This window comes from Pseudomonas sp. McL0111 (assembly GCF_052567255.1).
Map to the genome: position 1 here is coordinate 3,075,543 of NZ_CP199585.1, position 26,604 is coordinate 3,102,146.

Consider the following 26,604-nt stretch of genomic DNA (forward strand, 5'->3'; position numbering starts at 1 on the left):
CGAAAAACTGTGGGAGCGAGCCTGCTCGCGATAACGGACTGACATTCAACATCAAAGTTGAATGAACTGACCCCATCGCTAGCAGGCTCGCTCCCACTTTTTTTGTGCAATACAAATCAGCCAATGCTGATCGGCGGCAAAGTCGGCAGCGTTACGGTCTGCTGTTTACGCGGCGCCAGAATCTCAGCCTCGCCGTCCACCACCAACTCATCACGCTGGTTGAACACGCGAGTAGCAATCCGCACACGAAACTTCGGCAGTTTCTCGAGGATTTCCAGACGCACCGTCAAGGTGTCACCGATCTTCACCGGTTTCTGAAAGCTCATCTGCTGACCGATATAAATAGTTCCCGGCCCAGGCAGTTCGCAAGCCACCGCAGCACTGATCAGCGCGCCGCTGAACATGCCGTGGGCGATGCGTTCCTTGAACATGCTGGCGGCAGCGAATTCGGCGTCCAGGTGCACCGGGTTGTGGTCGCCGGACATCGCCGCGAACAGCTGAATGTCGCGCTCTTCCACGGTCTTGCTGTAGCTCGCGGTCTGGCCGACTTCGAGGGCTTCGTAAGGGATGTTGGTAACCTGGGTCATCAGTCTCGATTCCTGTACTGGATCAGTTGAATCCATAAAAATTATTCGCTGCGGTGCGGGCGCGGATGGCTCAGGGTCTGGTCGATCCAGCTCAGCACATCGGCGATCACTTCGTCGCGATTGGTTTCGTTGAACAATTCGTGCCGCGCCTGCGGGTAGATCTTCAGTTGCAGGTTTTGGCTGCCGGCCGTGCGCAAGGCATTGGCCAGATCAGTCAGACGATTGCCTTCACTCACCGGATCACATTCACCGCCAATTACCAGCAGCGGCAGGCCCGGGTCGATCTGGGCGAGATTGGACGCTTTGCTGATTTGCTGCAAGCCGCCGAGCAGGTCGATCCACAGCTGATTGGTGCAACGGAAGCCGCACAGCGGATCGTTGGCGTACAGATCGACTTCGGCCGGGTCGCGACTGAGCCAGTCAAAACGTGTGCGCACCGGTTTGAATTTCTTGTTGAACGAGCCGAACGAAAGCCATTCGATCAGCGCGCTGCGACCCCTGCCGCCCTGACGCAGTTTTTCGAAACGGGCGATCTGCTGAGCGGCGCGGTAGAGCCCCACCGGCTGAAAGTTCGAACCACTGAGAATTGCCCCGAGCAGACTGGCGCTGTGGTGCAGCAAATAGGCTTGGGCGATGTAACTGCCCATGCTGTGGCCGAGCAGGATGATCGGCACACCGGGATGCTGTTGGCCGATGTGTTGATTGAGACTGGCCAGATCGCCGACCACTTTGCACCAGCCATCGTCGTCGGCAAAATGCCCCAACGTGCCGTGATCGGCCGTCTGGCCATGCCCGCGCAGGTCCGGCGCATAGACGCCGTAGCCCTGCGCGCAAAATTCTTCGGCCAGCCGCGCATAACGTGCACTGTGTTCAGCCATGCCGTGGGCCAGCAGAATCACCGCTTTCAATGGCGCGGCCGGCAGCCACTGATTGACGAAGAGGCGGCTGCGGTCACTCGCGTCCAGCCAGAAACTGTGGTGAATCATGGCAATTCCTTTTTATTTGAGCGGCATGGCTCAGGGTTCCTGCATTTTATAGCGCGTCCGATCAGCCCACGCCACGGCGGGAAGATTCACACGATCAATGACGACATTGTCCGTATTTGCCTGAATGGCCATAACTGCTAGTGTCCGTGAAGCTCCGCTTTGTGCTTTCTCTTTTTGAGGGACGAGAGAGAAATGCCAGAAAAGTGGCCCCGGATCGGTTCAGGTAAAGAGGATAAGAACAATGCAACCTGATTTCTGGAATGACAAACGCCCGGCCGGCGTACCGCTGGACATCGACATGACCGAGTTCAAGTCAGTGATCGAGGTGTTTGAGCGTTCCTGCAAGAAGTTCGCGGACCGCCCGGCGTTCAGCAACATGGGCGTGACCCTTACTTATGCTGAACTGGAGCGCTACAGCGCTGCGTTCGCCGGTTATCTGCAAACCCACACCGACCTGGTGCCGGGTGATCGCATTGCGGTGCAGATGCCCAATATCCTGCATTATCCGATTGCCGTGTTCGGCGCACTGCGCGCCGGGCTGATCGTGGTCAACACCAATCCGCTGTACACCGCGCGCGAGATGCGTCACCAGTTCAAGGATTCCGGCGCCCGGGCGCTGGTGTACCTGAACATGTTCGGGCAGAAAGTCCAGGAAGTGCTGCCCGACACTGACATTCAATACCTGATCGAAGCGAAGATGGGCGACATGATGCCCACCGCCAAGGGCTGGCTGGTCAACACCGTGATCAGCAAGGTCAAAAAACTGGTGCCGGACTATTCACTGCCGCAAGCGATCTCGTTCAAGAGCGCGTTGCGCATGGGCCGTGGTCTGGGCATCAAGCCGCTGAAGGTCAGTCTCGACGACGTCGCCGTGCTGCAATACACCGGCGGCACGACCGGTCTGGCCAAGGGTGCGATGCTGACCCACGGCAATCTGGTGGCGAACATGCAGCAGGTGCGCGCCTGTCTCGGCCAGTTCGGCGACGACGGCCAGCCGCTGATTCGCGAAGGGCAGGAGGTGATGATCGCGCCGCTGCCGCTGTACCACATCTATGCATTCACCGCGAATTGCATGTGCATGATGGTTTCCGGCAACCACAACGTACTGATCAGCAATCCGCGTGATATCGCCGGATTCATCAAGGAACTGAAGAACTGGCGGTTTTCGGCGCTGCTGGGGCTGAACACCTTGTTCGTCGCACTGATGGATCACCCGGACTTCAAGACCCTGGATTTCTCCACCCTCAAGCTCACCAACTCCGGCGGTACCGCGCTGGTGAAGGCGACGGCAGAGCGTTGGGAGCAGATGACCGGTTGCCGCATCACCGAAGGTTACGGCCTCACCGAAACTTCGCCGGTGGCCTGCACCAACCCGTATGGCGCCTTGTCGCGGATCGGCACGGTCGGCCTGCCGGTGCCGGGCACCACGCTGAAAGTGATCAGTGATGACGGCGTCGAGCAACCGGCGGGCGAGCGCGGCGAACTGTGCATCAAGGGTCCGCAGATCATGAAGGGCTACTGGCAGCAACCGGCGGCCACCGCCGACGTGCTGGATGCCGAGGGCTGGTTCAAGTCCGGCGACATCGCGGTGATTGATCCGGACGGTTTTGTACGCATCGTCGATCGCAAGAAGGACATGATCATCGTCTCCGGTTTCAACGTGTACCCGAACGAGATCGAAGACGTGATGATGGCCCACCCGAAAGTCGCCAACTGCGCGGTGATCGGTGTGCCGGACGAGCGTTCGGGCGAGGCGGTGAAGCTGTTTGTGGTGGCGCGGGAAACCGGGGTCAGCCTTGAAGAGCTCAAGGCCTACTGCAAGGAGAACTTCACCGCGTACAAAGTGCCGAAACACATCGTGTTACGAGACTCGTTGCCAATGACGCCGGTGGGCAAGATCCTGCGGCGCGAGTTGCGCGATATCGCCTGATCTGTTGAATGGCCGCGCTTTGCGCAGATCGCGGGCAAGCCACGCTCCCACAGGATTAGCGTAATCTCTGTGGGAGCGGGCTTGCCCGCGATGCTTTTGGAAAGCAAAAAGCCCCGAGTTACGGGGCTTTCAGGGTGTCTTAGGATTTTTGCTCTAAAATGACTGCCAGAAAGTCTTGAGTCATTAAAGTGACCATTCGGGCCTCTTTTGGCTCTAGGCGACCCTCGGCAAAGCTGCTACTCTCGGCGCGCTTTGTGACTTCTCGGCCTATCTAAAAGCCAGATTCACCAATACAAAACACACACCAATAATAATCGCATCAAATGCGGTGAAGAATTCGCGTTGCTGAGGAGTGGGCTTCCATGATCGAAGACTTTTGGAAGGATAAGTACCCCGCTGGAATTGCTGCCGACATCAATCCAGACGAATATCCGAACATTCAGGCAGTGTTGAAGCAATCCTGCCAACGCTTCGCCAACAAACCGGCTTTCAGCAACCTGGGCAAAACAATCACCTACGGTGAACTGTACGAATTGTCCGGTGCCTTTGCCGCGTATCTGCAACAGCATACCGATTTGCAGCCCGGTGATCGAATCGCCGTGCAACTGCCCAACGTTTTGCAGTACCCGGTGGCCGTCTTCGGTGCCATCCGCGCCGGGCTGATCGTGGTCAACACCAACCCGCTGTACACCGCGCGGGAAATGGAACACCAATTCAACGACTCCGGCGCGAAAGCCCTTGTTTGCCTGGCGAACATGGCGCATCTGGCTGAGACCGTGGTGCCGAAAACCGGCGTCAAACACGTTATCGTCACTGAAGTTGCCGACCTGCTGCCGCCGATCAAGCGTCTGCTGATCAACAGCGTGATCAAGTACGTGAAGAAGATGGTGCCGGCCTATCACCTGCCTAAAGCCGTCAAGTTCAACGACGTGCTGAGCAAAGGCCAGGGCCAGCCGGTGGCGGAAGCCAATCCGGACAGCGGCGACGTTGCAGTGCTGCAATACACCGGCGGCACCACTGGCGTGGCCAAGGGCGCGATGCTGACTCACCGCAACCTCGTGGCCAACATGCTGCAGTGCAAGGCGCTGATGGGTTCCAACCTCAATGAAGGTTGCGAGATCCTCATCACGCCGCTGCCGCTGTACCACATCTATGCGTTCACCTTTCATTGCATGGCGATGATGCTGATCGGCAATCACAACATCCTGATCAGCAATCCGCGCGACCTGCCGGCGATGGTCAAGGAACTGTCGAAGTGGAAGTTCAGCGGTTTCGTTGGTCTCAACACACTGTTTGTGGCGCTGTGCAACAACGAAGGCTTCCGCAAGCTGGATTTCTCGGCGTTGAAAGTCACGCTGTCTGGCGGTATGGCCCTGCAACTGGCCGCCGCCGAGCGCTGGAAAGCGGTTACCGGTTGCTCGATCTGTGAAGGTTACGGCATGACCGAAACCAGCCCGGTGGCCACGGTCAACCCGATCCAGAACATCCAGATCGGCACCATCGGCATTCCAGTGCCATCGACCCTGTGCAAAGTCATCGACGATGCTGGCGTTGAACAACCGCTGGGCGAAATCGGCGAACTGTGCGTCAAGGGCCCGCAAGTGATGAAGGGCTATTGGCAGCGTCAGGAAGCCACCGATGAAATGCTCGACAGCGACGGCTGGTTGAAAACCGGTGACATCGCGCTGATTCAGCCGGATGGCTACATGCGCATTGTCGATCGCAAGAAAGACATGATTCTGGTCTCCGGTTTCAACGTCTATCCGAACGAACTGGAAGACGTGCTGGCAACCCTGCCGGGCGTGTTGCAGTGCGCGGCGATTGGCGTGCCGGACGAGAAGTCGGGCGAGGCGATCAAGATTTTCATCGTTGCCAAACCGGGTGTGACGCTGACCAAGGAAACCGTGATGGAGCACATGCGCGCCAACGTCACCGGCTACAAGGTGCCGCGTTCGGTGGAGTTCCGCGATGCACTACCGACGACCAACGTCGGCAAGATCCTGCGCCGCGAACTGCGCGACGAAGAGCTGAAGAAGATCAAGGCGAAGAACGCCGCATAAAAAAAAGCCCCGCAGATGCGGGGCTTTTTGATTCTGGCCTGGAGGTTTTTAGTGTCTGTCAGGCCATCTTCGCGAGCAAGCTCGCTCCCACATTGGAACGCGGTCTAAATGTGGGAGCAAGCTTGCTCGCGAAGCTTTTGCTGTTACTGGCGGAACGGCGCGAAGTTGACGTTGGTGCCCGACGGACGCATGTCCTGCAGATACGAATCCTTGTCCGCACTCAATTCCAGACTCAGCGCAGCCTTGCGCTTGCCTTCGTTGCGAATCACCAGCCCTTCGAGCTTTTCACGCAGGAACACCGTCGGCACTTTCAGGTGCAGCAGTTCGTCGGTGGCTGGAGTGTGCATGAGCAAGTGAATCCACTCGTACTGACCGATTGCCAGGCGCGCGACCGGCAGGTCGAACCACCAGATATTGCGATTACGGTTCAGTTCGGCGAAGTGGCAGTTGTTGACGCCGAGCACGGCACCGCCCAGTTCCTGGTTTCTACGGGCAATGGCGAGCTTTTTATCGAGTTTCATAACATTCCTGCGGGATCGGTTCTCTGGCGCGTGGCGCCGATATGTTGCGCATTCTCGGGGCTTCGCGGACAAACATAAAGCCCAACCTGCACGCTGCGACGAAATGAACCTCTGAAAATAAATGAAACTTGGCGCAAACCGGGCCAGTCAATCTTTAGGTACTGACTTTTCCCCCTTAATGCACCAAGGAGAAACACCATGAGTAGCACAGGCGATAAAGTAAAAGGCATGGCCAACGAAGCTGTCGGCAACGTCAAGCAAGGCGTGGGTAAAGCCACCGACAACACCAAGCTGCAAGCCGAAGGCAAGATTCAAGAGAAAAAAGGTGAAGCCCAGCAAGCTGTCGGCAAAGCCAAGGACGCGGTAAAGAAAGGCGTCGACAAGGCGTAATTCTGCCTTTGAACGAAATACATGAGCGGCCATCCAAGGATGGCCGTTTTTGTATCGATCACAATCTGTGACCGACGAAAGTTTTTCAAAGTCGCCAATTAGGCTACCTTGATGAAACAAACGGCCCCTGAGTCGCCACGACTTCAACCTGTTTTGCGGCGAAAGGAGACGCGAATGATTTTTCCGGACATGAAAGGTCTGCCCCTGCACCGGGTGATGGTGCGCACGGTCACTGAATTCATCGACGACGAAATGTCGACGTACGCCTCGGCACTGGCCTACCAGATGCTGTTCTCGCTGTTCCCGTTCATTCTGTTTTTGATCGCCCTGATTGGTTTCCTGCACCTGCCGGACTTTTTTACCTGGCTGCGTCTGCAATCGGAACTGGTGCTGCCGCCGCAAGCGCTGGAGCAGGTCAATCCGGTGATTGATCAGTTGCAACAGTCCAAGGGCGGCTTGCTCTCGATTGGTATCGTCATCGCGCTCTACACCGCATCTGCCGGCGTGCGGCTGATGATGAGTGCAATGAATGCCGCGTATGACGTGGTTGAAGGCCGGCCGATCTGGAAGCGTTTCCCGCTGTCGGTTTTCTACACCGTGGGCATCGCGGGCATGCTGCTGGTCGCTGCCGCGCTGATGGTGCTCGGGCCGCAGGTGATGGGCTGGATCGCTGCGCAAGTCGGGCTCGAAGAAGTCATCGTCACCGTGTGGACGATTGCGCGCTGGCCGGTGATCGTGATTCTGATGATGGTCGCCGTGGCACTGATCTACTACGTGATGCCAGACGTCAAACAGGAGTTCCGCTTCATCACCCCGGGCTCGGTGCTGGCGGTGGTGGTGTGGATTATTGCCTCGTTAGGCTTTGCGTTTTACGTCAAGACGTTCGCCAACTACAACGCGATGTATGGCAGCATCGGGGCGATCATCGTGCTGTTGCTGTATTTCTACATTTCCGCCGCCGTGCTGTTACTCGGCGCGGAGATGAATGCGGTGATCGAGCACATGTCCAGCGAGGGCAAGGACCCGGGCGAAAAAGTCCCCGGTGAACTCGATGAACAACCCAAACAACACGTCTCGGGCCTGGGCCGCGATCACTCGCTCAAGCCGGACACTGACGAAGCCTGACCATGATTCGTGAAATTCTGAAAATGGGCGACGAACGCCTGCTGCGTATTGCACCACCGGTACCGGCCGAAATGTTCGACAGCCCTGAGCTGTGGCAACTGATCGACGACATGTTCCAGACCATGGAAAGCGTTGGCGGCGTAGGGCTGGCGGCGCCACAGATTGGTGTCGATCTGCAACTGGTGATCTTCGGCTTCGAGCACAGCGAGCGCTACCCGGACGCCGAAGCGGTACCGCAGACGATCCTGATCAATCCGCTGATTACGCCGCTCAGTCCGCAGACGGAAGAGGGTTTTGAAGGTTGTCTCTCGGTGCCAGGTTTGCGCGGCGCGGTGGATCGCTATCAGCAGATTCGCTACGAAGGATTCGATCCGAAAGGCGAGCCGATTGTGCGGGTGGCTTCAGGTTTCCATGCGCGGGTGGTGCAGCATGAATGCGATCACTTGATCGGGCGGCTGTATCCGTCGCGCATCAGCGACTTCAGCAAGTTCGGTTTTACCGAAGTGATGTTCCCGGATCTTGATCCCAACGCAGACGACTGATCCAAATCCAACACATTTCCCATGTGGGAGCCAGCCTGCTGGCGATTACGGTGTGTCAGACAATGAAAATGTCACTGCTATACCGCAATCGCCAGCAAGCTCGCTCCCACAATGGTTTTGCATCAGGCTGAAGGTTTCAGCTCCATCGCAATCATCGGCTTGCTCCGCGCATAACGGCTCAAACGCTCGGACATCGCCTGGGGCAGGGCGGGGTCGAAGCTGAACCCGCGTCGCTCATAAAATCCGCGCAAGTCCGGATGGCAGAACAGCCACACCGGCAATTCCAGCCCCTTCGCCGCCTCGGCAATCAACCCGGCTGCCAGCCCTTGTTCACGACAGGCCGGATCAACCAGCAACCCGGTCAGCCAATGCCCACCGGCCACCGGCCGCAGACACAGCACGGCGACAATCTCCTCTCGGCGCGCCACCCACAACTGTGCATCACGCACGGCTTTCATCGACGATTGATGGCTGCGGTAGAACTTGTTCATCAACGGCCATAACGACTCGTCGAGCAGGGTGTATCGGGTATCGGGCATGGGATCGGACTGTCGGCGTGCAAAGCGCCGATTATAAAAGAACGCGCGCGGCGCGATAGGTGTATACCTGATTTCACATCCCCTGTTAGTGGAGTACGCATCATGTCCAAAGGTATGGATTCAAAGAAAGCTGCGAAGAAGAAGCCAGCCAAGACTGCGATTGAGAAACGCCACGATAAGAAGGCCAAGAAACTCGACGTATTCGGCCACTGATACAGCTCTTCGAGAGCCCGGTTCTCGGGCTCTCAGTTCAAATCAAAAATAATCTGCAAGTTTTCCAGGCGTTGTTGCACAGGAAAGGAACATCTCTGTTCCGAGCAACGCCATGCCGCATTACTTCGACGCCGCCCACCGCCAGCAAATCGACACCCTGCGCCAGCGCTTCACCGCCCGCACCGAGTGGCCGACGTGGCTGCTGCTGATCGGCGTGTATGGCGGCTGGTTCGCCGTTGTCCTCAATAGTCACTGGCTCGGTCGAGCTTTCAGCACGTTGCTGCTGATCCCGTTGCTGGTGTTGTGGCTGTCGGTGCAGCATGAATTACTCCACGGGCATCCGACGCGCTGGAAGCGACTGAACAAAGTCCTCGGCTATGCGCCGCTGGCGGTGTGGTATCCGTACACGCTGTATCGCGACAGCCATTTGCAACATCACCGCGATGAAGACCTGACCGTGCCGGGCATCGATCCCGAAAGCCGTTACCTGAGTGCGGCGGGTTGGCGGGGCATTTCGTTGTTCGAGCGGAGTCTGCACTGGCTGAACAAAACCGTGCTTGGGCGTTTCCTGCTGGGTGCGCCGCTGGCGTTGTTCGCGCTGGCCGGGGAAGAGTTGCAGCGCCTGAAGAATGGCGAGCGTCAGGCCTGGCTGATGTGGCTGACTCACGGCGCGTTCACAATATTGATGCTGTGGTTCATCGCTCGCTACAGCGTGTTGCCGGTTTGGCATTACCTGTTTTTGATCAGCGTGCCGGCGCTGTCGATTGCGATGATTCGCTCCTATTACGAACACCGTCCGCACGCGCAACCGGAGCAACGCACGGTGCTTAACGAAGCCGGATGGCCGTGGCGCTGGCTATTTTTGAATCTGAATTTTCATCTGGTGCATCACGACTTGCCGGGGCTGGCGTGGTACGACTTGCCCACGGTTTACTACACGCGTCGCGAACAATGGCAGGCGCGCAGTGGCGGGTTTCTGGTGCAGGGATATGGGCAGTTGTGGCGGCAGAACGGATTCAGGCCGATCGATAGCCCGCAACATCCATTCCACTAATCTCAAGAACACCTTACTCCCCTGTGGGAGCCAGCCTGCTGGCGATAGCGTTGGATCATTCAGCATGTGCATCAACTGGCAGCCCGCAATCGCCAGCAGGCTGGCTCCTACAGGTTATGTTTCTACGGGAAAGAATGTGTATGACTCAACACCACGCCGAACTGCTGATGTACATCGCCCCCGAGCCGATTCGCCTGGCCAACGAACGCTGGATCACGCGCATCCTCGATCACCTCGGCCACACCCGGCTGAATGCCGAACATCTGTCGCTGCCACAGCTCTGGTTATCGCCCCAACTTCTGCTGACGCAAACCTGCGGTTATCCGTTGATGACCGCGTTGCGTGGCCAGGCGCGAATCATCGGTCGCCCGCGTTATGAGCTGCCCGACAGCAGCGCCGGCAACCATTGCAGCCTGATCCTCGCTCGCGCCAATGATCCCCGTAAAACCCTCGCGGACTTTCGCGACAGTCGCGGGGTGATCAACAGTGAAGACTCCAATAGCGGCATGAATCTGCTGCGCCAGCGTCTGGCGCCGTTGCAGCGTGATGGACAGTTCTTCGGCTCGGTCAGCATCAGTGGCGGCCATCGTGAAAGCTTGCGCTGGCTTCGAGAAAGTCGAGCCGATCTGGCGGCAATCGACAGCGTGACCTACGCCTGTCTCGCGCAATATGCGCCGCAAGAAGTCAGTGGATTACGTGTGGTAGCGCGTAGTGCATTCAGTCCGACGCTGCCTTTCATCACCGTCGCCAGTGCTACGGATCAGCAGATTGAAGGACTGCGAGACGTGATGAATCAGACCCTTGAAGAACTGCCCGAAGTGGCGCAAACCCTCGGTTTGGTAGAAGTGCTGGCGGCCAGCGAAAGCGACTATCAGATCCTGCTCGATTATCGGCGCGAAGCTGAGGAGTCAGGCTACGGTCGCTTGCGGTAAAAGACCTTATATTTCCAAAAAGAATATAAAAATAAAATATTAATATTATTAATGCATAAGGCGCTTTGCTAGGATCGCGCCACCGGACGACCGGACATTCAGCGACCCCTAACCCAGGAGCCCCTATGTCCGGCGCCGACGTATCTCATCGCAACACCGTGGACGGCTTGTTCCGCGTTCACTATCACTGGCTCTGCACCCGCCTGCGTCGGCAACTCAACGATGCCGCCAGCGCCGAAGACATCGCCGCCGAAACCTTCACCCAATTACTCGAAGCCCCAAGTCTGAGCGCGATTCGAGAACCCCGCGCCTTGCTCACCACCATCGCTCAGCGCCTGCTTTATCAGCGCTGGCGCCGTGGCGATCTGGAGCGCAGGCACTTGCTGCAAATCGATGAGCAGTTGGCTGCCTCGCCCGAAGAGCTGGCGCAATTGACCCAGACGCTGGGTCGCCTCGACCAAAGCTTGCAACGACTGCCCGGCAAAGTCCGTTCGACCTTTTTACTCGCTCGGGTCGATGGCCTGACCTACCCGCAAATCGCCGCCGAACTGGGCATCTCCCTGCGTTCGGTCAGCGCCTACATGACTCGCTCCCAAGCCCTGTGCGACCGCCACAGCGCCAACCAATTCCTACAAGACAAGAGGTCTGCATGAGATCGATCAAAACCCTGCTCGGCAGTTCGTTGCTGGCGTTGAGTCTGGCTGTCGGCCACGCCGCCGCGACAGAGAAAACTGCGCCGATTCACTTCGGTGACATTACTTGGGAGAGCGGCAGTTTCATCACGGAAGTGCTGCGCCTGATCGTCGAAAAAGGCTATGGCTACCCAACAGATACGCTGCCGGGCAGCACCGTCAGCCTGGAAGCGGCGTTGGCAAAAAACGATATTCAAGTGATCGGCGAAGAATGGGCCGGGCGCAGTCCGGCGTGGGTCAAGGCGTCGGCCGAAGGCAAAGTGTTCGGCCTCGGCGATACGGTCAAAGGCGCGACTGAAGGTTGGTGGGTGCCGGAATATGTGATCAAGGGCGACCCCGAACGTGGCATCAAGGCACTGGCGCCGGAGTTGAAATCAGTCGCCGATCTGCCGCGCTACAAAGAGGTGTTCCGTGACCCGGAAGACCCGACTCGCGGGCGTTTCCTCAACAGCCCGACCGGCTGGACTTCGGAGATCGTCAACAGCCAGAAGCTCAAGGCGTATGCGCTGAACGACAGCTTCGTCAACTTCCGCACTGGTTCCGGCGCGGCGCTGGATGCCGAGGTCGCCTCGTCGATTCGGCGTGGCAAACCGGTACTGTTTTACTACTGGTCGCCAACGCCGTTGCTCGGTCGTTTCAAACTGGTGAAGCTCGACGAGCCGCCGTTTGATGCTGAAGCGTGGAAGACCCTGGCCGATGCCAACAATCCGAATCCCAAGGGCACACGCTCGATGCCGGCCAGTCTGGCGATTGGCGTTTCCGCGCCGTTCAAGGCGCAGTATCCGGATTTGGTGGCGTTCTTCGAGAAAGTCGATTTGCCGATTGATCTGCTGAATCAGACACTGGCGGCGATGAGTGAAAAACGCCAGCAACCGCGTCAGGTCGCCGAGGCGTTTTTGCGTGATCAGCCGCAGGTGTGGAAGGCTTGGGTGCCGGGGGAGGTGGCGAGCAAGGTGAGCGGGAGTTTGTAGGTTTTCTGAAGGTTTTTTGGTGTTTGGCCCGACGCCATCGCGGGCAAGCCACGCTCCCACAGGTATCGAAGTTGTCTGAAATATATCGGTCAACATCGGTCCCTGTGGGAGCGTGGCTTGCCCGCGATTGGATCTGAGGGCTTACGCCGGTTCTGCCGCCAACGCCGCAATCACTGTCGGGCGCTTGCCGATTCTGTCCTGAAACCGCGCCAACGCCGGCCACTGTTCCAGCGCAATGCCAAACAACCCGGCCCAGCGCAGCACCACAAAGAGCAACGCATCCGCCACGCTGAAACCGCCCGCCAGCAAATATTCCTGGCGCTCCAATACCTCGACCAACACTGTAAAACGCCTGAACAACTTCTCCTTGATCACCTCGGCCGGCATACGCTCGTCAAACAACGCGCCGAGCCCGCCATGGATCTCGCTCGAAACAAAATTCAGCCATTCCTGCAAACGCACCCGCTCGAAACTGCCAGGGGCCGGTGCCAGTCCTGACTCCGGTTGCAGGTCCGCCAGATACTGCAAAATCGCCGGTCCTTCGGTCAGCACTTCGCCGTTCTCCAGTTGCAGCGCCGCAACGTACCCCTTGGGATTGATCGCAAGAAAGTCTTCGCCGCTGGCGGTGCGTTTGCTGCGGTTATCGACACGGATCAGCACAAACGGCAGTTGCAGTTCGCGCAACACAATGTGCGGCGCCAGCGAACAGGCTTGCGGGGCGTAATACAACTTCATCGGGAGCACTCTGGTGAGGGATTGGCGCCAGTGTCATAGTCGCCCGCACCTTCGGTAAAATTAATCTTTCAGACAATCGCCATAAGGACAGCTACTGGCATGATGAACCTGATGCATTGGCGGCTGGTGGTCGCGGTGGCCGATCACGGCAATATCACCCGCGCCGCCGAGCGGATCGGCATGACCCAGTCCGGCGCCAGTCAGGCCCTGGCGTTGATGGAAGAAACCCTCGGCGTGCAATTGTTCAGCCGTGAAAGCCGACAGACCGTACCTACCGCCGTCGGTTTGTCGGTGATCGAGCAGGCGCGGGTGATGCTCGATGCGCTGCAAACCATTCGCCACACCGTCGACACTGTTCGGCCGATGCTGCGCGGGGCGATCCGGCTGGCGAGTTTCCCCATGGTGCTGGCGAGCTTCCTGCCGCCGCTGTTGCGTCAGTTCAATCGGCTCTATCCGGGCATCGAAGTGGTGGCGCTGGAAGTCAGCGATGACGAAGTTGAAACCTTGCTCGCCGCAGGCCTGGTGGATGTCGGCGTGGTGCTCAATCCGTCGTCTGCACGCAACGCCGCACTCTTGGGGCGGGATGCCTGGGTCGCGGTGGTCCCGGCGGGGCATCCCCTGGCTTTGCGTAACGCCGAACAGGGCGTGAGTCTTGAGGAACTGGCGGCATTGCCCTTCGTACTGGCCACTGGCGGATGCTCGACCAATGCCCGCAGCCTGGCCTTGACTGCCGGACTCGAGTTGCAGGACGTGCGCGTCGAAGTTCGCGAATGGAGCAGCGCCTTCACGCTGGTGCGGGAAAACCTCGGCGTGAGCCTGGTGCCAGAGATGACTTTGCCCGCGGATCGACACGGCTTGCGGATGGTCCCGCTGATGCCGCGCATCGAGCGGATATTCTCGTTGGTTCTGCCAGCCGGAGTGATTCCAACGCCAGCGGTGCAGGCCTTGCTCGACCTCCTCGATGATTCAGCGGTGGCGTTTCCGCGCTGAACCGTTTCTTGTGCAAAAAGTGCCAGATACTGGCCGACTAATGGCCTTGCGCACGGCATTGCGCTGTCTATGCTCAGCTGTAACTAACTGTGTCGACCACCGGTAGGCCGGCCCGGATTAGCCTGATCGCAACACGTTGGCAGAGTGCGCAATTGAAGGCACCTATTCGAAATGACAGGGAGCATTTTTTAAATGGAAGTTCTTCGATACGTTAGGGCTGGCCCGCTCGCGGGCTATCAAGAGAGGGATGTCTTGATTAGAGCGTTGCTGCATGGACCCTCCGATTGAACATCATTAATCACCTGACAACTTCCTCTCGTGGAGGAATGCGTGTGCCTGTTCTATGGAACGTAGTGGTGGATCTTGAAAGAACTGAACTTTCATCAAATCAAAAGACCGCGCGGAAGGTGATACAACCATGTTCAACCTACATCACAAGGCTGACCTGCTGGAAATCGAACGCTATAGCTGTGCGCTGACTGAAACCAACGCCAAGCTGGAAGCGATCAGCCGTTCGATGGCAATGATCGAGTTCACCCCCGAAGGCATTGTTCTGGATGCCAACGAAAACTTCTGCAAGACCATGGGCTACGGCGCCGAAGAAGTGCGCGGCAAACATCACCGGATCTTTTGCGAAGAGGCGTTCTATCGCAGCGAGGAATACGCCAAGTTGTGGCGTGACCTGGCCCGTGGTGAGCCGATCAGCGGGACGTTTCTGCGCCTGAATAAAAGCGGTCGCGAGATCTGGCTGGAAGCCAGTTACATGCCGGTTTATGGCCCGGACAAGCAAGTCAGAAGTGTGATCAAGGTTGCCTCGGACATCACCCAGCGAGTCAACAAGGAAAAAGAAGAGGAAAGCATGCTGGCCGCTATTGGCCGCTCGATGGCGGTGATCGAGTTCACCCCCGAAGGCAATGTGATTACTGCCAACGACAACTTTCTACGGACGATGCAGTATTCGCTGCACGAAATTGTCGGCCATCACCACAGCATGTTTTGCCACCGCGCCGAATCCGAGTCGGTGCAATACAAGGCATTCTGGGCCTCGCTCAATCGCGGCGAATATCACTCCCATCGTTTCGAGCGCAAGAACAAGTCCGGGCAGATGGTTTATCTCGAAGCCTCTTACAACCCGTTGTTCGACACCAAGGGCCGCTTGTACAAAGTGGTCAAGTTCGCCAGCGACATCACCCAGCAAATGACCACCCTGCAAAACGCTGCAGAATCGGCCCACAGCACTTCGGTACAAAACGACGCCTGCGCGCAAAAAGGCTCACAGGTCGTGCAGCAAACGGTGCAGATCATTCAGGACATTTCCCGCGACCTCAACGAGGCGGCGCAGAGTATCGACGCGGTCAGCAAGCAGTCGGACATCATCGGCACCATCGTCCAGACCATTCGCGGCATTGCCGATCAGACTAATTTGCTGGCGCTCAACGCGGCCATCGAAGCGGCGCGGGCCGGTGAGCATGGGCGCGGCTTTGCGGTGGTGGCGGACGAAGTTCGCAGTCTGGCGGCACGCACCAGTCAGGCGACGCTGGAAATTGTCGAGGTGGTGCGCAAGAACCACGACTTGTCGCTGAGTGCGGTATCGAGCATGCAATCAAGCCTGAGCCGCACCGGACTCGGTGTGGAACTGGCGAATGAAGCGGGGGAGGTGATTCTGGAGATTCAACAGGGTTCGCGGCATGTGGTGGATGCGATCAGCCAGTTCAACAATACCCTGCAGTTGAACTGACAACGCACAACAACTGCAGGAGCTGCGGCACGCTGCGATCTTTTGATCCTGATCTTTAAAATCAAGATCGAAAGATCGCAGCGTGCCGCAGCTCCTGCATTGGTTTTTTATGCAGCCTTGAAATCAGAGCGATGCAAGGACCTTGTCCGCCAGCTTGTCGCTATCCTTGACTTCATTGATGCCCTTGGCGTTTTCCTTCTCTTGCTGCGCCATCTGCAGTTTGTCCTGCATGCGCTGGGCGATCTCTTTGCCGATAGCTGCCTGACGCTCAGGCGGCAGCGCGTTGAAGCTTTCTTCGGTGAGTCCCATTTCCTGCAGGATGCTGTCGCGCAGACGCTGTTCCGGCGTCTTGCTCATGTATTCCTTGAACGCGTCGGTGGCCGAGGTGCCGGTGGTCTTGGTGGCATCGGAAGTATCAGTGGTTTGCAGGCCGACACGGGTCTTGGCGAACGCTTCATCGACGTTATCGCTGATGCGTGTGGCTTCGCTGACCTGTTGAGTAGCGATCTGCGTAGCCGAATCCTGCACCTGGGAAGTGGCGCTGGTGGCTTGCGACTGTGTCTGGTTTTGCAGCGATTGCAGCATTGCGCCGTGCAGGCCACCTTGCAGACCGGCAGCCACGGTGGCCGTGGTGTCTTCAGTCAGCCGCTTCGGCAGATGAATGATTTGCTGTTGTTTAGCACTGACCAACATGATGAATTGACCTGTAGGTAATGACCGATGGCCATATCGGAGCAATTACCATGCCTTACAGGTAAATCCTTTTATATCAATCGGTTGTCTGTTTGTGGCACATCACGAAGCGGTCATCCGCTGCCGTCTCGCGGCAACGAATGACCGCTGTTCGTCAGCGATGGGCAATGTTCTCCAGTGCCAGATTACGCGTGCGCGGGCCGAAGCAGCCGATGGTCAGCATCACGATCAGCATGCTGCAGGCGATGAACGCGAGGACGCCCGGTGTGCCGAGATGTTCGAGGAACATGCCGATCAACAAACTGCTGAACACCGTCGACAGACGACTGAATGAATAGCAGAAGCCCACGGCACGAGCGCGGATGTTGGTGGGGAACAGTTCGCTCTGGTACGAGTGATAACTGAAGCTCAGCCAAGCGTTGCAGAAGGTGATCATCACCCCGCAAAAAATCAGGCCGAAGGCGCTGGTCTGCAAAGCGAACAAAGTGCCGAAGGTCATGGCGCCGAGGGCCGAGCCGACAATCTGCCACTTGTTCTCGAAACGGTTGGCGAACTTCACGAACAGCAGCGGCCCCAGCGGGTAGGCGAGGGTGATGATGAACGCGTACATCAGGCTGTGGGTGACGCTGACGCCTTGACCGGAAAGCAGCGCCGGTAACCAGTTGCCGAAACCGAAGAAACCGATGGCCTGAAACACGTGAAAGACGATCAGCATCAGCGCACGACGGCGGTAGGGCGGCTGCCAGATATCGGCGAAACGGCCCTTGCCTTCGACGTCCACTGCGACCGGTTCCGGCGTGTCCAGCGGCTGGCCATGATCTTTTTCGCAACGCGCCTCGATGCCATCGAGAATCCGGTTCGCCTCATCGAAACGACCGTGTTGCGCCAGCCAGCGCGGCGACTCCGGCAGGCGTTTGCGCAGCCACCATATGAACAGCGCAAACACCGCGCTGGCCAACACCACGAAGCGCCAGCCGGCAATGCCGAACGGGTCTTGCGGCACCAGCCACCACGACATCAATGCCACGGATGGCACCGATAGGAACTGCACGAAGAACGCGAAGGCAAACGCAGAACTGCGCATGCGTTTGGGCACCAGTTCCGAGAGGTAGGCGTCGATGGTCACCAACTCGATACCGAGGCCGATGCCCACCAGAAAGCGCATGCAGATGATGCCCAGCGCCGAACTCTGCACGCCCATCAACACTGTGGCGACGGTGTACCAGACCAGCGCGAAAGTGAAGATCGCCCGCCGGCCAAAGCGATCCGCCAACGGGCTGAGCATGCTCGCGCCGATGAACAAACCGAGGAATGTCGCCGAGGCGAATGCCGCCTGATCGGAGAAACCGAACACGCCCTGACTGCCGGTGGCGAAGATCCCGTCACGGATCAGCCCGGGACTGATGTACGCGGTCTGGAACAGATCGTACAGCTCGAAAAAACCACCAATCGACAGCAGCGCCACCAGCCGCCAGATCGTTGCGACCGCTGGCAGGCGATCAATGCGGGCGGAAATCTGTGCGGCGCGTATCGGATCGATACCGTCGCTTGGTGTGGCGCTGGGGGCTTGAGCAGTCATGGGCTGATCCATTTTTTATTGATGGAGAAGCTTAGCCTGCTATCGGAAACCGATGCTTGTGAATATCGGCGCCTGACGCCTGAGAATTGCCGGGTTATTGCAATATTCGTTTACGAATTAACGATTTATGCCGCAGGCAGTGGATCAGGCAGCGCCGAGGCTGGCAGGCCGAATAACCGGTCGAACAGCCAGTTGAACGCAAACGTGTAGCAGGGGATGAACACGATCAACGCCAGATCCAGCAGAAACGCCTGCACCAGACTGATGTTCATCCACCAGGCGATCAGTGGAATCAGAAACACGATCAGCGTCAGTTGAAAACCGATGGCGTGGGCGATCCGTCGTTTGACTGTGCGAGTGCGCGACACCTGACGGCTTTCCCAGCGTTCGAACATCGAGGTGTAGATGAAATTCCAGGTCACGGCGATGGTGGTGATGATCACCGCCAACGGCCCGGTGCTGCCCGGCGACGTACCCGACAACAGCGCCAGACCGAGGGCGGAGAAGGTCATGCCGATCACTTCGTAAAGCGACACATAGACCAGTTTGCGTTTGACGCCTTGCATGCAGATTGCCTCTTTGTTGCGACTTGATGCCAGCGGGGGCTGGCGAAGACGGCGAAAGATAGCTTCAATAGAGGTGACAGAAAAAGTCAGTAGCTTTCAGTTTTATTGATAGGTGATGGTTTTGAATTTCAACAGCGACAGCATTGAACTGTTTCTCGCGGTGATCGAACGTGGCTCGTTTTCCGCTGCCGCGCGGGCGCTGGGCAAAGTCCCGTCGGCGGTCAGTATGAGCATCGCCAATCTGGAGGCAGAGCTGGGTTATCCGCTGTTCGACCGCAGTCACCGTGAACCGCAACCCACTGCCATGGCCAATGCATTAGTGCCACATGCGCGGCTGATTGCCGATCAACTCAAGCAACTGCAAGTGCACGCGGTGGAGTTGTCGCTGGGGCTGGAAAGCAAGTTGTCGATTGGCGTGGTGGCGGACATCGATCGGCGGCGCCTGTTGGCGGCGATCAAGGTGATTGCCGAGCGTCATCCGTTCCTCGACATCGAAGTGCTGACCGCGCCGCAGGATGATGTGCTGGCGATGCTGCACAGCGGCAGGGTCAACGTGTGCCTGGCGTTTGCCGGGTTAAGCATGAATGTGCAGGAGCGATTTCAGTTTGTCGGCAGCGAACGCATGATCGCCACGCTGGCGGCGGACAGTCCGTTGTTGCTGGGGCAGGATTTGTTTCTTGAGGATCTGGTGCATGTAAGGCAGATCTTCGTCGCCAGCCGTGATTTGCCGATCAGCGAAACCCGGCCATTGGTGGCTGAATCCTGTTGGCGCACGGACAGCCTTGAAATGGCTATGGAGATGGTCGAGGCGGGATTGGGCTGGGGCAACTTCCCGTTGTCGGTGGTGCAATCGCGGCTGGATTCCGGGCGACTGAAGCGGCTGAATTTCCGCAACATCGACAACGGCCTGGTGATGCCAGTGCATGCGGTGTGGCTGAAGAGCCAGCCACTGCAGAAAGGCGCAGCGGCCCTGGTTGAATTACTCGGCCGAGGTCCATTGTAGGAGTGAGCCTGCTCGCGATAGTGGTGTGTCAGCGACAGGTGCACTGACTGACATGACGCCATCGCTGGCAGGCCAGCTCCCACAGGTATTTGGTTGTTTACAGGTTTTGTGTTCGACCCGGAGCCTGCTCGCGATAGCGGGGTGTCAGCGACAGGTGCACTGACTGACATGACGCCATCGCTGGCAGGCCAGCTCCCACAGTATTTGGTTGTTTACAGGTTTTTTATTCGCCCCGGAGCCTGCTCGCGATAGCGGTGTGTCAGTGACAGGTGCATTGACAGACATGACGCCATCGCTGGCAGGCCAGCTCCCACAGGTATTTGGTTGTTTACAGGTTATGTGTTCGACTCGGAGCCTGCTCGCGATAGCGGTGTGTCAGCGACAGGTGCATTGACTGACATGACGCATTCGCTGGCAAGCCAGCTCCCACAGGGTCCCGGTTGAACACAAAATCTGTAAACAACCAAATACCTGTGGGAGCTGGCTTGCCAGCGATGGCGATTTATGTGCTTTCGCGGACTTTCAGTTCGAAGCCCATGTCTTCGACCGGACGCGCCACGCTGTTGCCCGCCATCAACGTCAGCATCTGCTCCGCCGCACGCCGGCCAATCGCTTCACGCGGGGTGTTGATGCTGCTCAGGCGCGGCACCATGTATTCCGACATCGGCAAGTCGTTGAAGCCGAGAATCGCCACCTGCTGGGGAATCTTGATTCCGTGGCGCAACGCCTCAAGCAATGCACCCTGCGCCAGGTCATCGTTGCCGAAGAAAATCGCATCGACATCCGGGTGCGCGGCCAGCAGTTGCAGGAACAACTCGCCACCCAGTCCCACCGATGAAGCGCGGGGTGTCAGCACTTCCAGATCCGGGTCGTAGCGCCCGGCCTTCTGTAAGGCTTTGCGGAAACCTTCACCGCGCAGCAACGTGCGCTGATCAAGTTGCGCGCCAATGTAAGCCAGGCGCTTGCGGCCACGGGACAGCAAATGTTCGGCAGCTGTTTCACCGGCGCTCAGTTGCGAGAAACCCACGCAGTTCAGGCCGGCAGCGCTGTCCAGTTCCATCATGTACACGCAAGGAATGTTGCTCGCCTCGATCATGCGGCGTGAACTTTCAGTGCGATCAAACCCGGTCAACAAAAAACCGCGCGGCTGATAAGCCATGTAGTTGCGTAGCAGGTTTTCTTCTTCATCACGCGAGTAGTGAAAGTTGCCGATCAGCACTTCGAAGCCCTTGGGCGTCAAAACCCGATGAATGGCTTCCAGCGTATCGATGAACAACAAGTTCGACAGCGACGGCACCAGCACAACGACCGAATGGCTCTGCGCCGAGGCCAGTGCACGGGCGGCGGGATTGACCACGTAGTTGAGTTCGAGGGCGGCTTTCTGCACTTTTTCCACCAGTTCGGTGGCCACGGTGCTGACGCCACGCAAGGCGCGGGAGGCGGTAATCGGGCTGACGCCGGCCAGACGCGCAACTTCATTCAGGGTGGGACGGCCGGTGGTGCGGGTATTTTTATCGTTTTTAGGGGTGGTCATCGGGCGGCTTGCCAAACAAAAATCAAGGCACTAAGGTAGCGCTGTCCTGATGCAGCTGCAAATGCGTAAGCGAGGTCCTGCCTGATCCTCGCTTTTTGGCGTTGGGCGCAAACCTGCTGCAACCCAAAAAAACGACAAGAAGGCGTCGGCAACTTCTGCCTGTGCACTAGAGTCATAGCTAGCAAAGGTAGCGCTGTCTGCGCGCTGAGGTGTTACATGAATCATCCCATCACCGCCCTGGTCATCATGGGCGTTGCCGGTTGCGGCAAGACGTGCGTCAGCGAGGCCCTGTGCCAATTGAGCGGCGCCACTGCCATTGAAGGCGATACTTTCCATCCTGCCGCCAACATCGAAAAGATGAGCGCGGGGATTCCCCTGAACGACGACGACCGTGCCGGCTGGCTCGACAGCCTGTGCGTCGAGTTGCGTCGCGTCGATGCTCTGGGCCAGCGCCCGGTGCTGACCTGTTCTGCACTCAAACACAGTTATCGCGAAGTGTTGCGCAGTGCCTTGCCGGGCCTGGGCTTCGTGTTTCTTGAGCTGACGCCTGAAGTCGCCGCCGAGCGTGTGTCGCACCGCCCGGGCCATTTCATGCCGGCCACGTTGATCGAAAGCCAGTTCGCCACCCTCGAATCGCCTAAAGGCGAGCCGTTGACGCTGGCACTCAATGCCTCGATCCACAGCGTTGAAGAGTTGGCTGCGCAAGCCCACGTCTGGTGGCAGGCCAATGGCCTGAAACAGGCGGTATGAACGTGTTCATGCAAATAGCGTTGTCCTCACGACTTCTGATTAACCCGCTTTAATAACAACAACAACCAGGAGACACCCCCAATGTTTGGCATGTCCCACGACTCGTTCCTGCTGCTCGATGCAGTGGTCACGGTAATCGGGCTGATTGTCCTGATCACCAAGTTCAAGATTCACCCGTTCATCTCGCTGACCATTGCGGCGGCGTTCCTTGGTCTGACCTCCGGTATGCCGATCGGCACCATCATCAAGGCGTTCCAGGACGGCTTCGGTGGCGTCCTCGGTTTTGTCGGCATCATCCTCGCGCTGGGCACCATGCTCGGCAAAATGATGGCCGAATCGGGCGGGGCGGATCAGATTGCCCAGACCCTGATTCGCGCGTTCGGCAAGGACAAAGTGCAGTGGGCAATGATGTTCGCCGCGTTCCTGGTGGGCATTCCGCTGTTCTTCGAAATCGGCTTCGTGCTGCTGATTCCGCTGGTGTTCATCGTGGCTCGTCGCACTGGCGTGTCGATCATCAAGATCGGTATCCCGCTGCTCGCCGGCCTGTCCGCCGTACACGGTCTGGTGCCGCCGCACCCGGGCCCGCTGCTGGCCATCGGCGTGTTCGGTGCCGACATCGGCAAGACCATTCTTTACGGTCTGATCGTTGCGCTGCCGACGGCAATCATTGCCGGCCCGATCTTCGGTACGTTCATCGCCAAGCACATTCCCGGCACGCCGAATCAGGAACTGGTCGATCAACTGGCCCGTGAAACCGATTCGACCAAGCTGCCGAGCTTCGGCATCACCCTGATCACCGTGCTGCTGCCGGTGTTCCTGATGCTGCTGAAAACCTTTGCTGACGTGGCGCTGCCGGACGGCAACTTCTTCCGCACCTGGATGGACATGATCGGTCACCCGATCTCGGCGCTGCTGCTGGCGTTGCTGCTGTCGCTGTACACCTTCGGCCACAAGCAGGGCATCGGTTCCCAACAGATTCTCAAGTGGCTCGACGCGAGCCTGGCGCCGACTGCCGCGATCATCCTGATCATCGGCGCCGGCGGTGGCTTCAAGCAGATGCTGGTGACCAGCGGCGTGGGCGACGTGATCGGCCACATGGCGGTCAGCGCGCAGATCTCACCGATCCTGCTGGCATGGCTGGTGGCGGCGGTGATCCGTATCGCAACCGGTTCGGCGACTGTGGCGACCATCACTGGCGCAGGCATTGTGGTGCCGGTGGTCGGGATGATCCCGGGCGTCAACCGTGAGCTGCTGGTGCTGGCGACCGGCGCAGGTTCGCTGATCCTGTCCCACGTCAACGACGCCGGTTTCTGGCTGGTGAAGCAATACTTCAACATGACCGTGGCCGAGACGTTCAAGACCTGGACCGCGATGGAAACCATCCTGTCGATCGTCGCGCTGGGCTTCATTCTGCTGTTGTCGCTGTTCGTTTAAGCGATCCGCGGACACAAAAAAACCGCAGCGATGCGGTTTTTTTGTGGGTGATGATTTTATGGCTCAACACATCACCAATGTAGGAGTGAGCCTGCTCGCGATAGCGGTTAATCAGTGACATTTACGGTGACTGACACACCGCAATCGCGAGCAGGCTCACTCCTACAGGGTTTGTGTTAGCCAGCAGTTTTCGGAGCGAGGCCATCGGCCCGGAACATCCCGCGAATCCCGCGTACGGCCTGACGAATCCGGTCCTGGTTTTCGATCAGCGCGAAGCGCACGTGATCGTCGCCATACTCGCCAAAACCAACGCCCGGCGAGACACAGACCTTGGCCTCGGCCAGCAGTTTCTTGGCGAACTCCAGCGAACCCATATGTGCGTACGCCTCGGGAATCTTCGCCCAGACATACATTGAAGCTTTCGGATTCTCGACCATCCAGCCCAGTTCATGCAGGCCCTTGACCAGCACGTTACGCCGCTGCCGGTACTGCTCGGCGATGTCGCGCACGCATTGCTGATCGCCTTCCAGTGCAGCAATCGCCGCCACTTGCAGCGGGGTGAAAGTGCCGTAGTCGTGGTAGCTCTTGATCCGCGCCAGGGCGTTGACCAGTTCCGGGTTGCCGACCATGAAACCGATGCGCCAGCCCGCCATGTTGTAGCTCTTGGACAGGGTGAAAAACTCTACCGCGATGTCCTTGGCGCCCGGCACCTGCATGATCGACGGGGCTTTCCAGCCGTCGTAGACGATGTCGGCGTAAGCCAGATCGTGAATTACCAGTACGTCGTACTGCTTGGCGAGGGCGATCACTCGTTCGAAGAAATCCAGCTCAACGCACTGCGCGGTCGGGTTCGACGGGAAGCCGAGGATCATCATTTTCGGCTTCGGAATCGAGCCGCGAATCGCTCGTTCCAGCTCGTCGAAGAAGTCCACACCCGGAATCAGCGGCACCGAGCGCACCTGCGCGCCGGCAATCACTGCGCCGTAGATGTGAATCGGATAGCTCGGATTCGGCACCAGTACCGTGTCGCCCTGATCCAGGGTCGCCAGCATCAAATGCGCCAGGCCTTCCTTGGAACCGATGGTGACAATGGCTTCGCTTTCCGGGTCGATATCGACCTCGTAGCGTTCCTTGTACCAGTTGGAAATCGCCCGGCGCAGACGCGGAATGCCCTTGGACGTGGAGTAACCGTGGGTGTCTTCGCGCTGTGCAACCTGCACCAGTTTTTCGACGATATGCGGTGGCGTGGCCCCGTCAGGGTTGCCCATGCTCAAGTCGATGATGTCTTCACCACGACGTCGCGCGGCCATCTTCAGCTCGGCGGTGATGTTGAAAACGTAAGGGGGGAGTCGATCTATGCGCGCAAAGCGGCGCGGCGAACCTTGTTCAGCCATTGTTGCCTCGGATAACGTAAGCGCCCGGAACCGTCCGAGCGACGCTGGTCACTGCGGTGACCTGTGGCGGAAGATAAGGGCAGTGATGGCATACTGTCCAGAGCGTGCGACAACAATTTTTTCCCAAGGAAAACGGTTAATGGAATTCACCAGCGGCTTTCTGCTGAGCCTTTCGCTGTGCCTGGATATCGGCGTGGCCAACATCGCGATGATCACTCTGGCCATGCAACGCGGCTACTTTCAGGGCTTCGCGCTGGGTCTTGGCACCTGCGTCGGCGATCTGATCTACGCGATTCTGGCGCTGGCCGGGATGACCGTTTTGCTGCAATACGAAACCGTGCGTTGGGTGCTGTGGATCGGCGGCTCGGCGCTGCTGATCTACTTCGCGGCGAAGATGATTTACTCGGCGATCCATCACGAAGCACTGCTGGCCGAGACCGCCGAGGTGGGCAGCAACTCGCATCGCAAGGAGTTCTTCCGAGGAATTTTCCTCGCCATGTCGTCGCCGAGCGCGATCCTGTGGTTTGCCGCAGTCGGCGGCACGCTGATCGCCCGTTCCGGTGGCGGTGGCCCGCTGAGTTCGGCGCTGTTCCTCGGCGGCTTCCTCTGCGCCGGGCTGTTGTGGTCGGCCGGTTTGTGCTTCGCCGCGAGCCATGGCGGCAAGCTGCTGGGCGACAAACTGCTGCGCTATTCGTACATGGCTTCAGCGGCGATCTTCTGCTATTTCGCGGTGTACGTGATTCTATCTGGCTATAACGAGTTCGTTGGCTCCGGGGCTGCCGACCAGTTGCACGCACTGTAACCTTGCGAATCGGGTTTGGCTTCTATACTCCCAGCCGAACCCCTTTTTTTGTTCCAGGAGTCGAGTCATGGATGAGCAAACACGCGTCGAAGTGGCTGAACCTCGCTTCGAACATGGACACTTCCTGCTGATTGCAGGTTTTCGTGGTCGATTTACCCAAGCGACCGCCAAGGACATTCCTGCGCTATGGGAAAAGTTCTTGCCATATCTGGGGAAAGTGCCGGGCCAGAAAGGCGAAGTGACCTATGGGGTCTGCTCAAATTTCGACGGCGAGGGTGGCTTCGACTACATCGCTGGGGTGGAAATCAGCAAACTGGATGACCTGGACCAGAAGGTGTACCAGTGGGTCGAAGTCCTGCCTCGGCAGTACGCCGTGTTCGAGCACAAAGGCTCGCTCGAACATCTGCCGCAGACCCTGCAATACATCTACAAGACCTGGCTGCCGAGCTCGAGTTATGTGGAACTCAACGCCCCGGAAATCGAACGCTACAGCGCCGATTTCAACCCGGCGCGCAAAACCGGCACGCTGGAAATCTGCGTACCGGTTGAAACGAAGCGCTGACCAGACAACGATGAGGCGGATCACTGATCCGCCTCACTGTTTCAACCCTGTTTGCTCTTGTTGTTCCATCGCGCCCGCAACAGGTCGATGCCCAGCGTGATAAAGCCGAAAGTACTGATGCCCAACACCATCAACAGACCGATTTCAACGCTGCTCATAAGCTGTTTCCCCCAAGGGATATCAGTGACAGGCAACAGCAATAGCCCGCCGTGAAACCGAAGAAAAGCACTTATACGCAAGCTTTACGCCGCGTCTGCGGATCGATATGCAGTGCTTATTCCT

The 26,604-nt window shown here is 58.2% G+C and carries 25 protein-coding genes and 2 pseudogenes; 17 read left to right on the plus strand and 10 right to left on the minus strand.

Annotated elements, in window-relative coordinates:
• Positions 1 to 116: 116 nt before the first annotated feature.
• The gene (locus ACTWLJ_RS14015; protein WP_093099066.1) at positions 117 to 587 is read right to left on the minus strand and encodes a MaoC family dehydratase; all 471 of its coding nucleotides are present in this window, start codon (positions 585 to 587) and stop codon (positions 117 to 119) included.
• Between the two features lie 41 nt (positions 588 to 628).
• Positions 629 to 1,573 carry a lysophospholipase gene (locus ACTWLJ_RS14020; protein WP_445181232.1) on the minus strand — a complete coding sequence of 315 codons (945 nt, stop codon included), beginning with the start codon at positions 1,571 to 1,573 and terminating at the stop codon, positions 629 to 631.
• Positions 1,574 to 1,814: 241 nt separating this feature from the next.
• Between ACTWLJ_RS14020 and fadD2 the strand changes: the two genes are divergently transcribed.
• Both fadD2 and fadD1 read left to right on the plus strand, forming a co-directional pair.
• Positions 1,815 to 3,503: a long-chain-fatty-acid--CoA ligase FadD2 gene (gene fadD2, locus ACTWLJ_RS14025; protein ID WP_401215278.1), complete on the plus strand. Its 1,689-nt coding sequence runs from the start codon at positions 1,815 to 1,817 to the stop codon at positions 3,501 to 3,503.
• A gap of 362 nt (positions 3,504 to 3,865) precedes the next feature.
• Positions 3,866 to 5,563, plus strand: coding sequence for a long-chain-fatty-acid--CoA ligase FadD1 (fadD1, locus tag ACTWLJ_RS14030; protein ID WP_445181233.1), 1,698 nt, complete (start codon positions 3,866 to 3,868; stop codon positions 5,561 to 5,563).
• Positions 5,564 to 5,706: 143 nt separating this feature from the next.
• Here the strand turns inward: fadD1 and ACTWLJ_RS14035 are convergent, their stop codons facing one another.
• Positions 5,707 to 6,084 (minus strand): hypothetical protein, encoded by a 378-nt coding sequence (locus ACTWLJ_RS14035; protein WP_401215284.1) that lies wholly within the window; start codon positions 6,082 to 6,084, stop codon positions 5,707 to 5,709.
• Between the two features lie 198 nt (positions 6,085 to 6,282).
• Between ACTWLJ_RS14035 and ACTWLJ_RS14040 the strand changes: the two genes are divergently transcribed.
• The 3 genes from ACTWLJ_RS14040 to def all read left to right on the plus strand — a co-directional run bounded on the left by ACTWLJ_RS14040 (position 6,283) and on the right by def (position 8,141).
• The gene (locus ACTWLJ_RS14040) at positions 6,283 to 6,474 is read left to right on the plus strand and encodes a CsbD family protein (RefSeq protein ID WP_008082339.1); all 192 of its coding nucleotides are present in this window, start codon (positions 6,283 to 6,285) and stop codon (positions 6,472 to 6,474) included.
• Between the two features lie 174 nt (positions 6,475 to 6,648).
• Positions 6,649 to 7,599, plus strand: a complete 951-nt coding sequence (locus ACTWLJ_RS14045; RefSeq protein ID WP_445181234.1) for a YihY/virulence factor BrkB family protein — start codon at positions 6,649 to 6,651, stop codon at positions 7,597 to 7,599.
• Positions 7,600 to 7,601: 2 nt separating this feature from the next.
• Positions 7,602 to 8,141, plus strand: coding sequence for a peptide deformylase (gene def, locus ACTWLJ_RS14050; protein WP_445181235.1), 540 nt, complete (start codon positions 7,602 to 7,604; stop codon positions 8,139 to 8,141).
• Between the two features lie 122 nt (positions 8,142 to 8,263).
• Here def and ACTWLJ_RS14055 read toward each other — a convergent pair whose 3' ends face one another.
• The gene (locus ACTWLJ_RS14055) at positions 8,264 to 8,680 is read right to left on the minus strand and encodes a GNAT family N-acetyltransferase (RefSeq protein ID WP_445181236.1); all 417 of its coding nucleotides are present in this window, start codon (positions 8,678 to 8,680) and stop codon (positions 8,264 to 8,266) included.
• Positions 8,681 to 9,005: 325 nt separating this feature from the next.
• On the opposite strand from ACTWLJ_RS14055, the gene ACTWLJ_RS14060 reads away from it, so the two are divergent.
• The 4 genes from ACTWLJ_RS14060 to ACTWLJ_RS14075 all read left to right on the plus strand — a co-directional run bounded on the left by ACTWLJ_RS14060 (position 9,006) and on the right by ACTWLJ_RS14075 (position 12,542).
• A complete protein-coding gene (locus tag ACTWLJ_RS14060) occupies positions 9,006 to 9,947 on the plus strand; it encodes a fatty acid desaturase (RefSeq protein ID WP_445181237.1) in 942 nt (313 codons plus the stop codon).
• A gap of 140 nt (positions 9,948 to 10,087) precedes the next feature.
• Complete coding sequence (locus tag ACTWLJ_RS14065; protein WP_445181238.1) at positions 10,088 to 10,879, plus strand: phosphate/phosphite/phosphonate ABC transporter substrate-binding protein; 792 nt, start codon at positions 10,088 to 10,090, stop codon at positions 10,877 to 10,879.
• Between the two features lie 125 nt (positions 10,880 to 11,004).
• Positions 11,005 to 11,532 (plus strand): sigma-70 family RNA polymerase sigma factor, encoded by a 528-nt coding sequence (locus ACTWLJ_RS14070; protein WP_445181239.1) that lies wholly within the window; start codon positions 11,005 to 11,007, stop codon positions 11,530 to 11,532.
• Positions 11,529 to 12,542, plus strand: a complete 1,014-nt coding sequence (locus tag ACTWLJ_RS14075; protein WP_445181240.1) for an ABC transporter substrate-binding protein — start codon at positions 11,529 to 11,531, stop codon at positions 12,540 to 12,542. The genes ACTWLJ_RS14070 and ACTWLJ_RS14075 overlap by 4 nt, the downstream gene beginning before the upstream one ends.
• Positions 12,543 to 12,683: 141 nt before the next feature.
• Here ACTWLJ_RS14075 and gstA read toward each other — a convergent pair whose 3' ends face one another.
• Positions 12,684 to 13,277, minus strand: a complete 594-nt coding sequence (gstA, locus tag ACTWLJ_RS14080; protein WP_445181241.1) for a glutathione transferase GstA — start codon at positions 13,275 to 13,277, stop codon at positions 12,684 to 12,686.
• A gap of 99 nt (positions 13,278 to 13,376) precedes the next feature.
• Here gstA and ACTWLJ_RS14085 point away from each other — a divergent pair, with 99 nt between their 5' ends.
• The 3 genes and pseudogenes from ACTWLJ_RS14085 to ACTWLJ_RS14095 form a co-directional block, all read left to right on the plus strand.
• Entirely contained in the window at positions 13,377 to 14,267 is an 891-nt protein-coding gene (locus tag ACTWLJ_RS14085; protein WP_445181242.1) for a LysR family transcriptional regulator, read from the plus strand.
• A gap of 418 nt (positions 14,268 to 14,685) precedes the next feature.
• Positions 14,686 to 15,462: pseudogene (locus ACTWLJ_RS14090) on the plus strand (PAS domain-containing protein); the annotation flags it as partial.
• Positions 15,463 to 15,582: 120 nt separating this feature from the next.
• Positions 15,583 to 16,005, plus strand: a pseudogene (locus ACTWLJ_RS14095) (methyl-accepting chemotaxis protein); the annotation flags it as partial.
• Between the two features lie 123 nt (positions 16,006 to 16,128).
• On the opposite strand, the gene ACTWLJ_RS14100 reads toward ACTWLJ_RS14095, so the two are convergent.
• The 3 genes from ACTWLJ_RS14100 to ACTWLJ_RS14110 all read right to left on the minus strand — a co-directional run bounded on the left by ACTWLJ_RS14100 (position 16,129) and on the right by ACTWLJ_RS14110 (position 18,843).
• Positions 16,129 to 16,698, minus strand: coding sequence for a hypothetical protein (locus ACTWLJ_RS14100; protein ID WP_445181243.1), 570 nt, complete (start codon positions 16,696 to 16,698; stop codon positions 16,129 to 16,131).
• Between the two features lie 154 nt (positions 16,699 to 16,852).
• On the minus strand, positions 16,853 to 18,277 hold the full coding sequence (locus tag ACTWLJ_RS14105; RefSeq protein ID WP_445181244.1) for an MFS transporter: 1,425 nt from the start codon (positions 18,275 to 18,277) through the stop codon (positions 16,853 to 16,855).
• Positions 18,278 to 18,402: 125 nt separating this feature from the next.
• A complete protein-coding gene (locus ACTWLJ_RS14110; RefSeq protein ID WP_445181245.1) occupies positions 18,403 to 18,843 on the minus strand; it encodes a PACE efflux transporter in 441 nt (146 codons plus the stop codon).
• Between the two features lie 121 nt (positions 18,844 to 18,964).
• Between ACTWLJ_RS14110 and ACTWLJ_RS14115 the strand changes: the two genes are divergently transcribed.
• The gene (locus tag ACTWLJ_RS14115) at positions 18,965 to 19,846 is read left to right on the plus strand and encodes a LysR family transcriptional regulator (protein WP_445181246.1); all 882 of its coding nucleotides are present in this window, start codon (positions 18,965 to 18,967) and stop codon (positions 19,844 to 19,846) included.
• Between the two features lie 502 nt (positions 19,847 to 20,348).
• Here the strand turns inward: ACTWLJ_RS14115 and ACTWLJ_RS14120 are convergent.
• The gene (locus tag ACTWLJ_RS14120; RefSeq protein WP_445181247.1) at positions 20,349 to 21,380 is read right to left on the minus strand and encodes a LacI family DNA-binding transcriptional regulator; all 1,032 of its coding nucleotides are present in this window, start codon (positions 21,378 to 21,380) and stop codon (positions 20,349 to 20,351) included.
• A gap of 216 nt (positions 21,381 to 21,596) precedes the next feature.
• Between ACTWLJ_RS14120 and ACTWLJ_RS14125 the strand changes: the two genes are divergently transcribed.
• Positions 21,597 to 22,130, plus strand: coding sequence for a gluconokinase (locus ACTWLJ_RS14125; protein ID WP_445181248.1), 534 nt, complete (start codon positions 21,597 to 21,599; stop codon positions 22,128 to 22,130).
• An 81-nt stretch (positions 22,131 to 22,211) separates the two neighbouring features.
• The gene (locus ACTWLJ_RS14130) at positions 22,212 to 23,564 is read left to right on the plus strand and encodes a GntP family permease (RefSeq protein WP_401219695.1); all 1,353 of its coding nucleotides are present in this window, start codon (positions 22,212 to 22,214) and stop codon (positions 23,562 to 23,564) included.
• Positions 23,565 to 23,740: 176 nt separating this feature from the next.
• Here the strand turns inward: ACTWLJ_RS14130 and alaC are convergent, their stop codons facing one another.
• On the minus strand, positions 23,741 to 24,958 hold the full coding sequence (gene alaC / locus ACTWLJ_RS14135) for an alanine transaminase (RefSeq protein ID WP_401219698.1): 1,218 nt from the start codon (positions 24,956 to 24,958) through the stop codon (positions 23,741 to 23,743).
• A 139-nt stretch (positions 24,959 to 25,097) separates the two neighbouring features.
• On the opposite strand from alaC, the gene ACTWLJ_RS14140 reads away from it, so the two are divergent.
• Together ACTWLJ_RS14140 and ACTWLJ_RS14145 are read left to right on the plus strand one after the other, a co-directional pair.
• Positions 25,098 to 25,760 (plus strand): LysE family translocator, encoded by a 663-nt coding sequence (locus tag ACTWLJ_RS14140; RefSeq protein ID WP_401219701.1) that lies wholly within the window; start codon positions 25,098 to 25,100, stop codon positions 25,758 to 25,760.
• 67 nt (positions 25,761 to 25,827) lie between these two features.
• Entirely contained in the window at positions 25,828 to 26,322 is a 495-nt protein-coding gene (locus ACTWLJ_RS14145; protein WP_445181249.1) for a GyrI-like domain-containing protein, read from the plus strand.
• Positions 26,323 to 26,604: the final 282 nt, after the last annotated feature.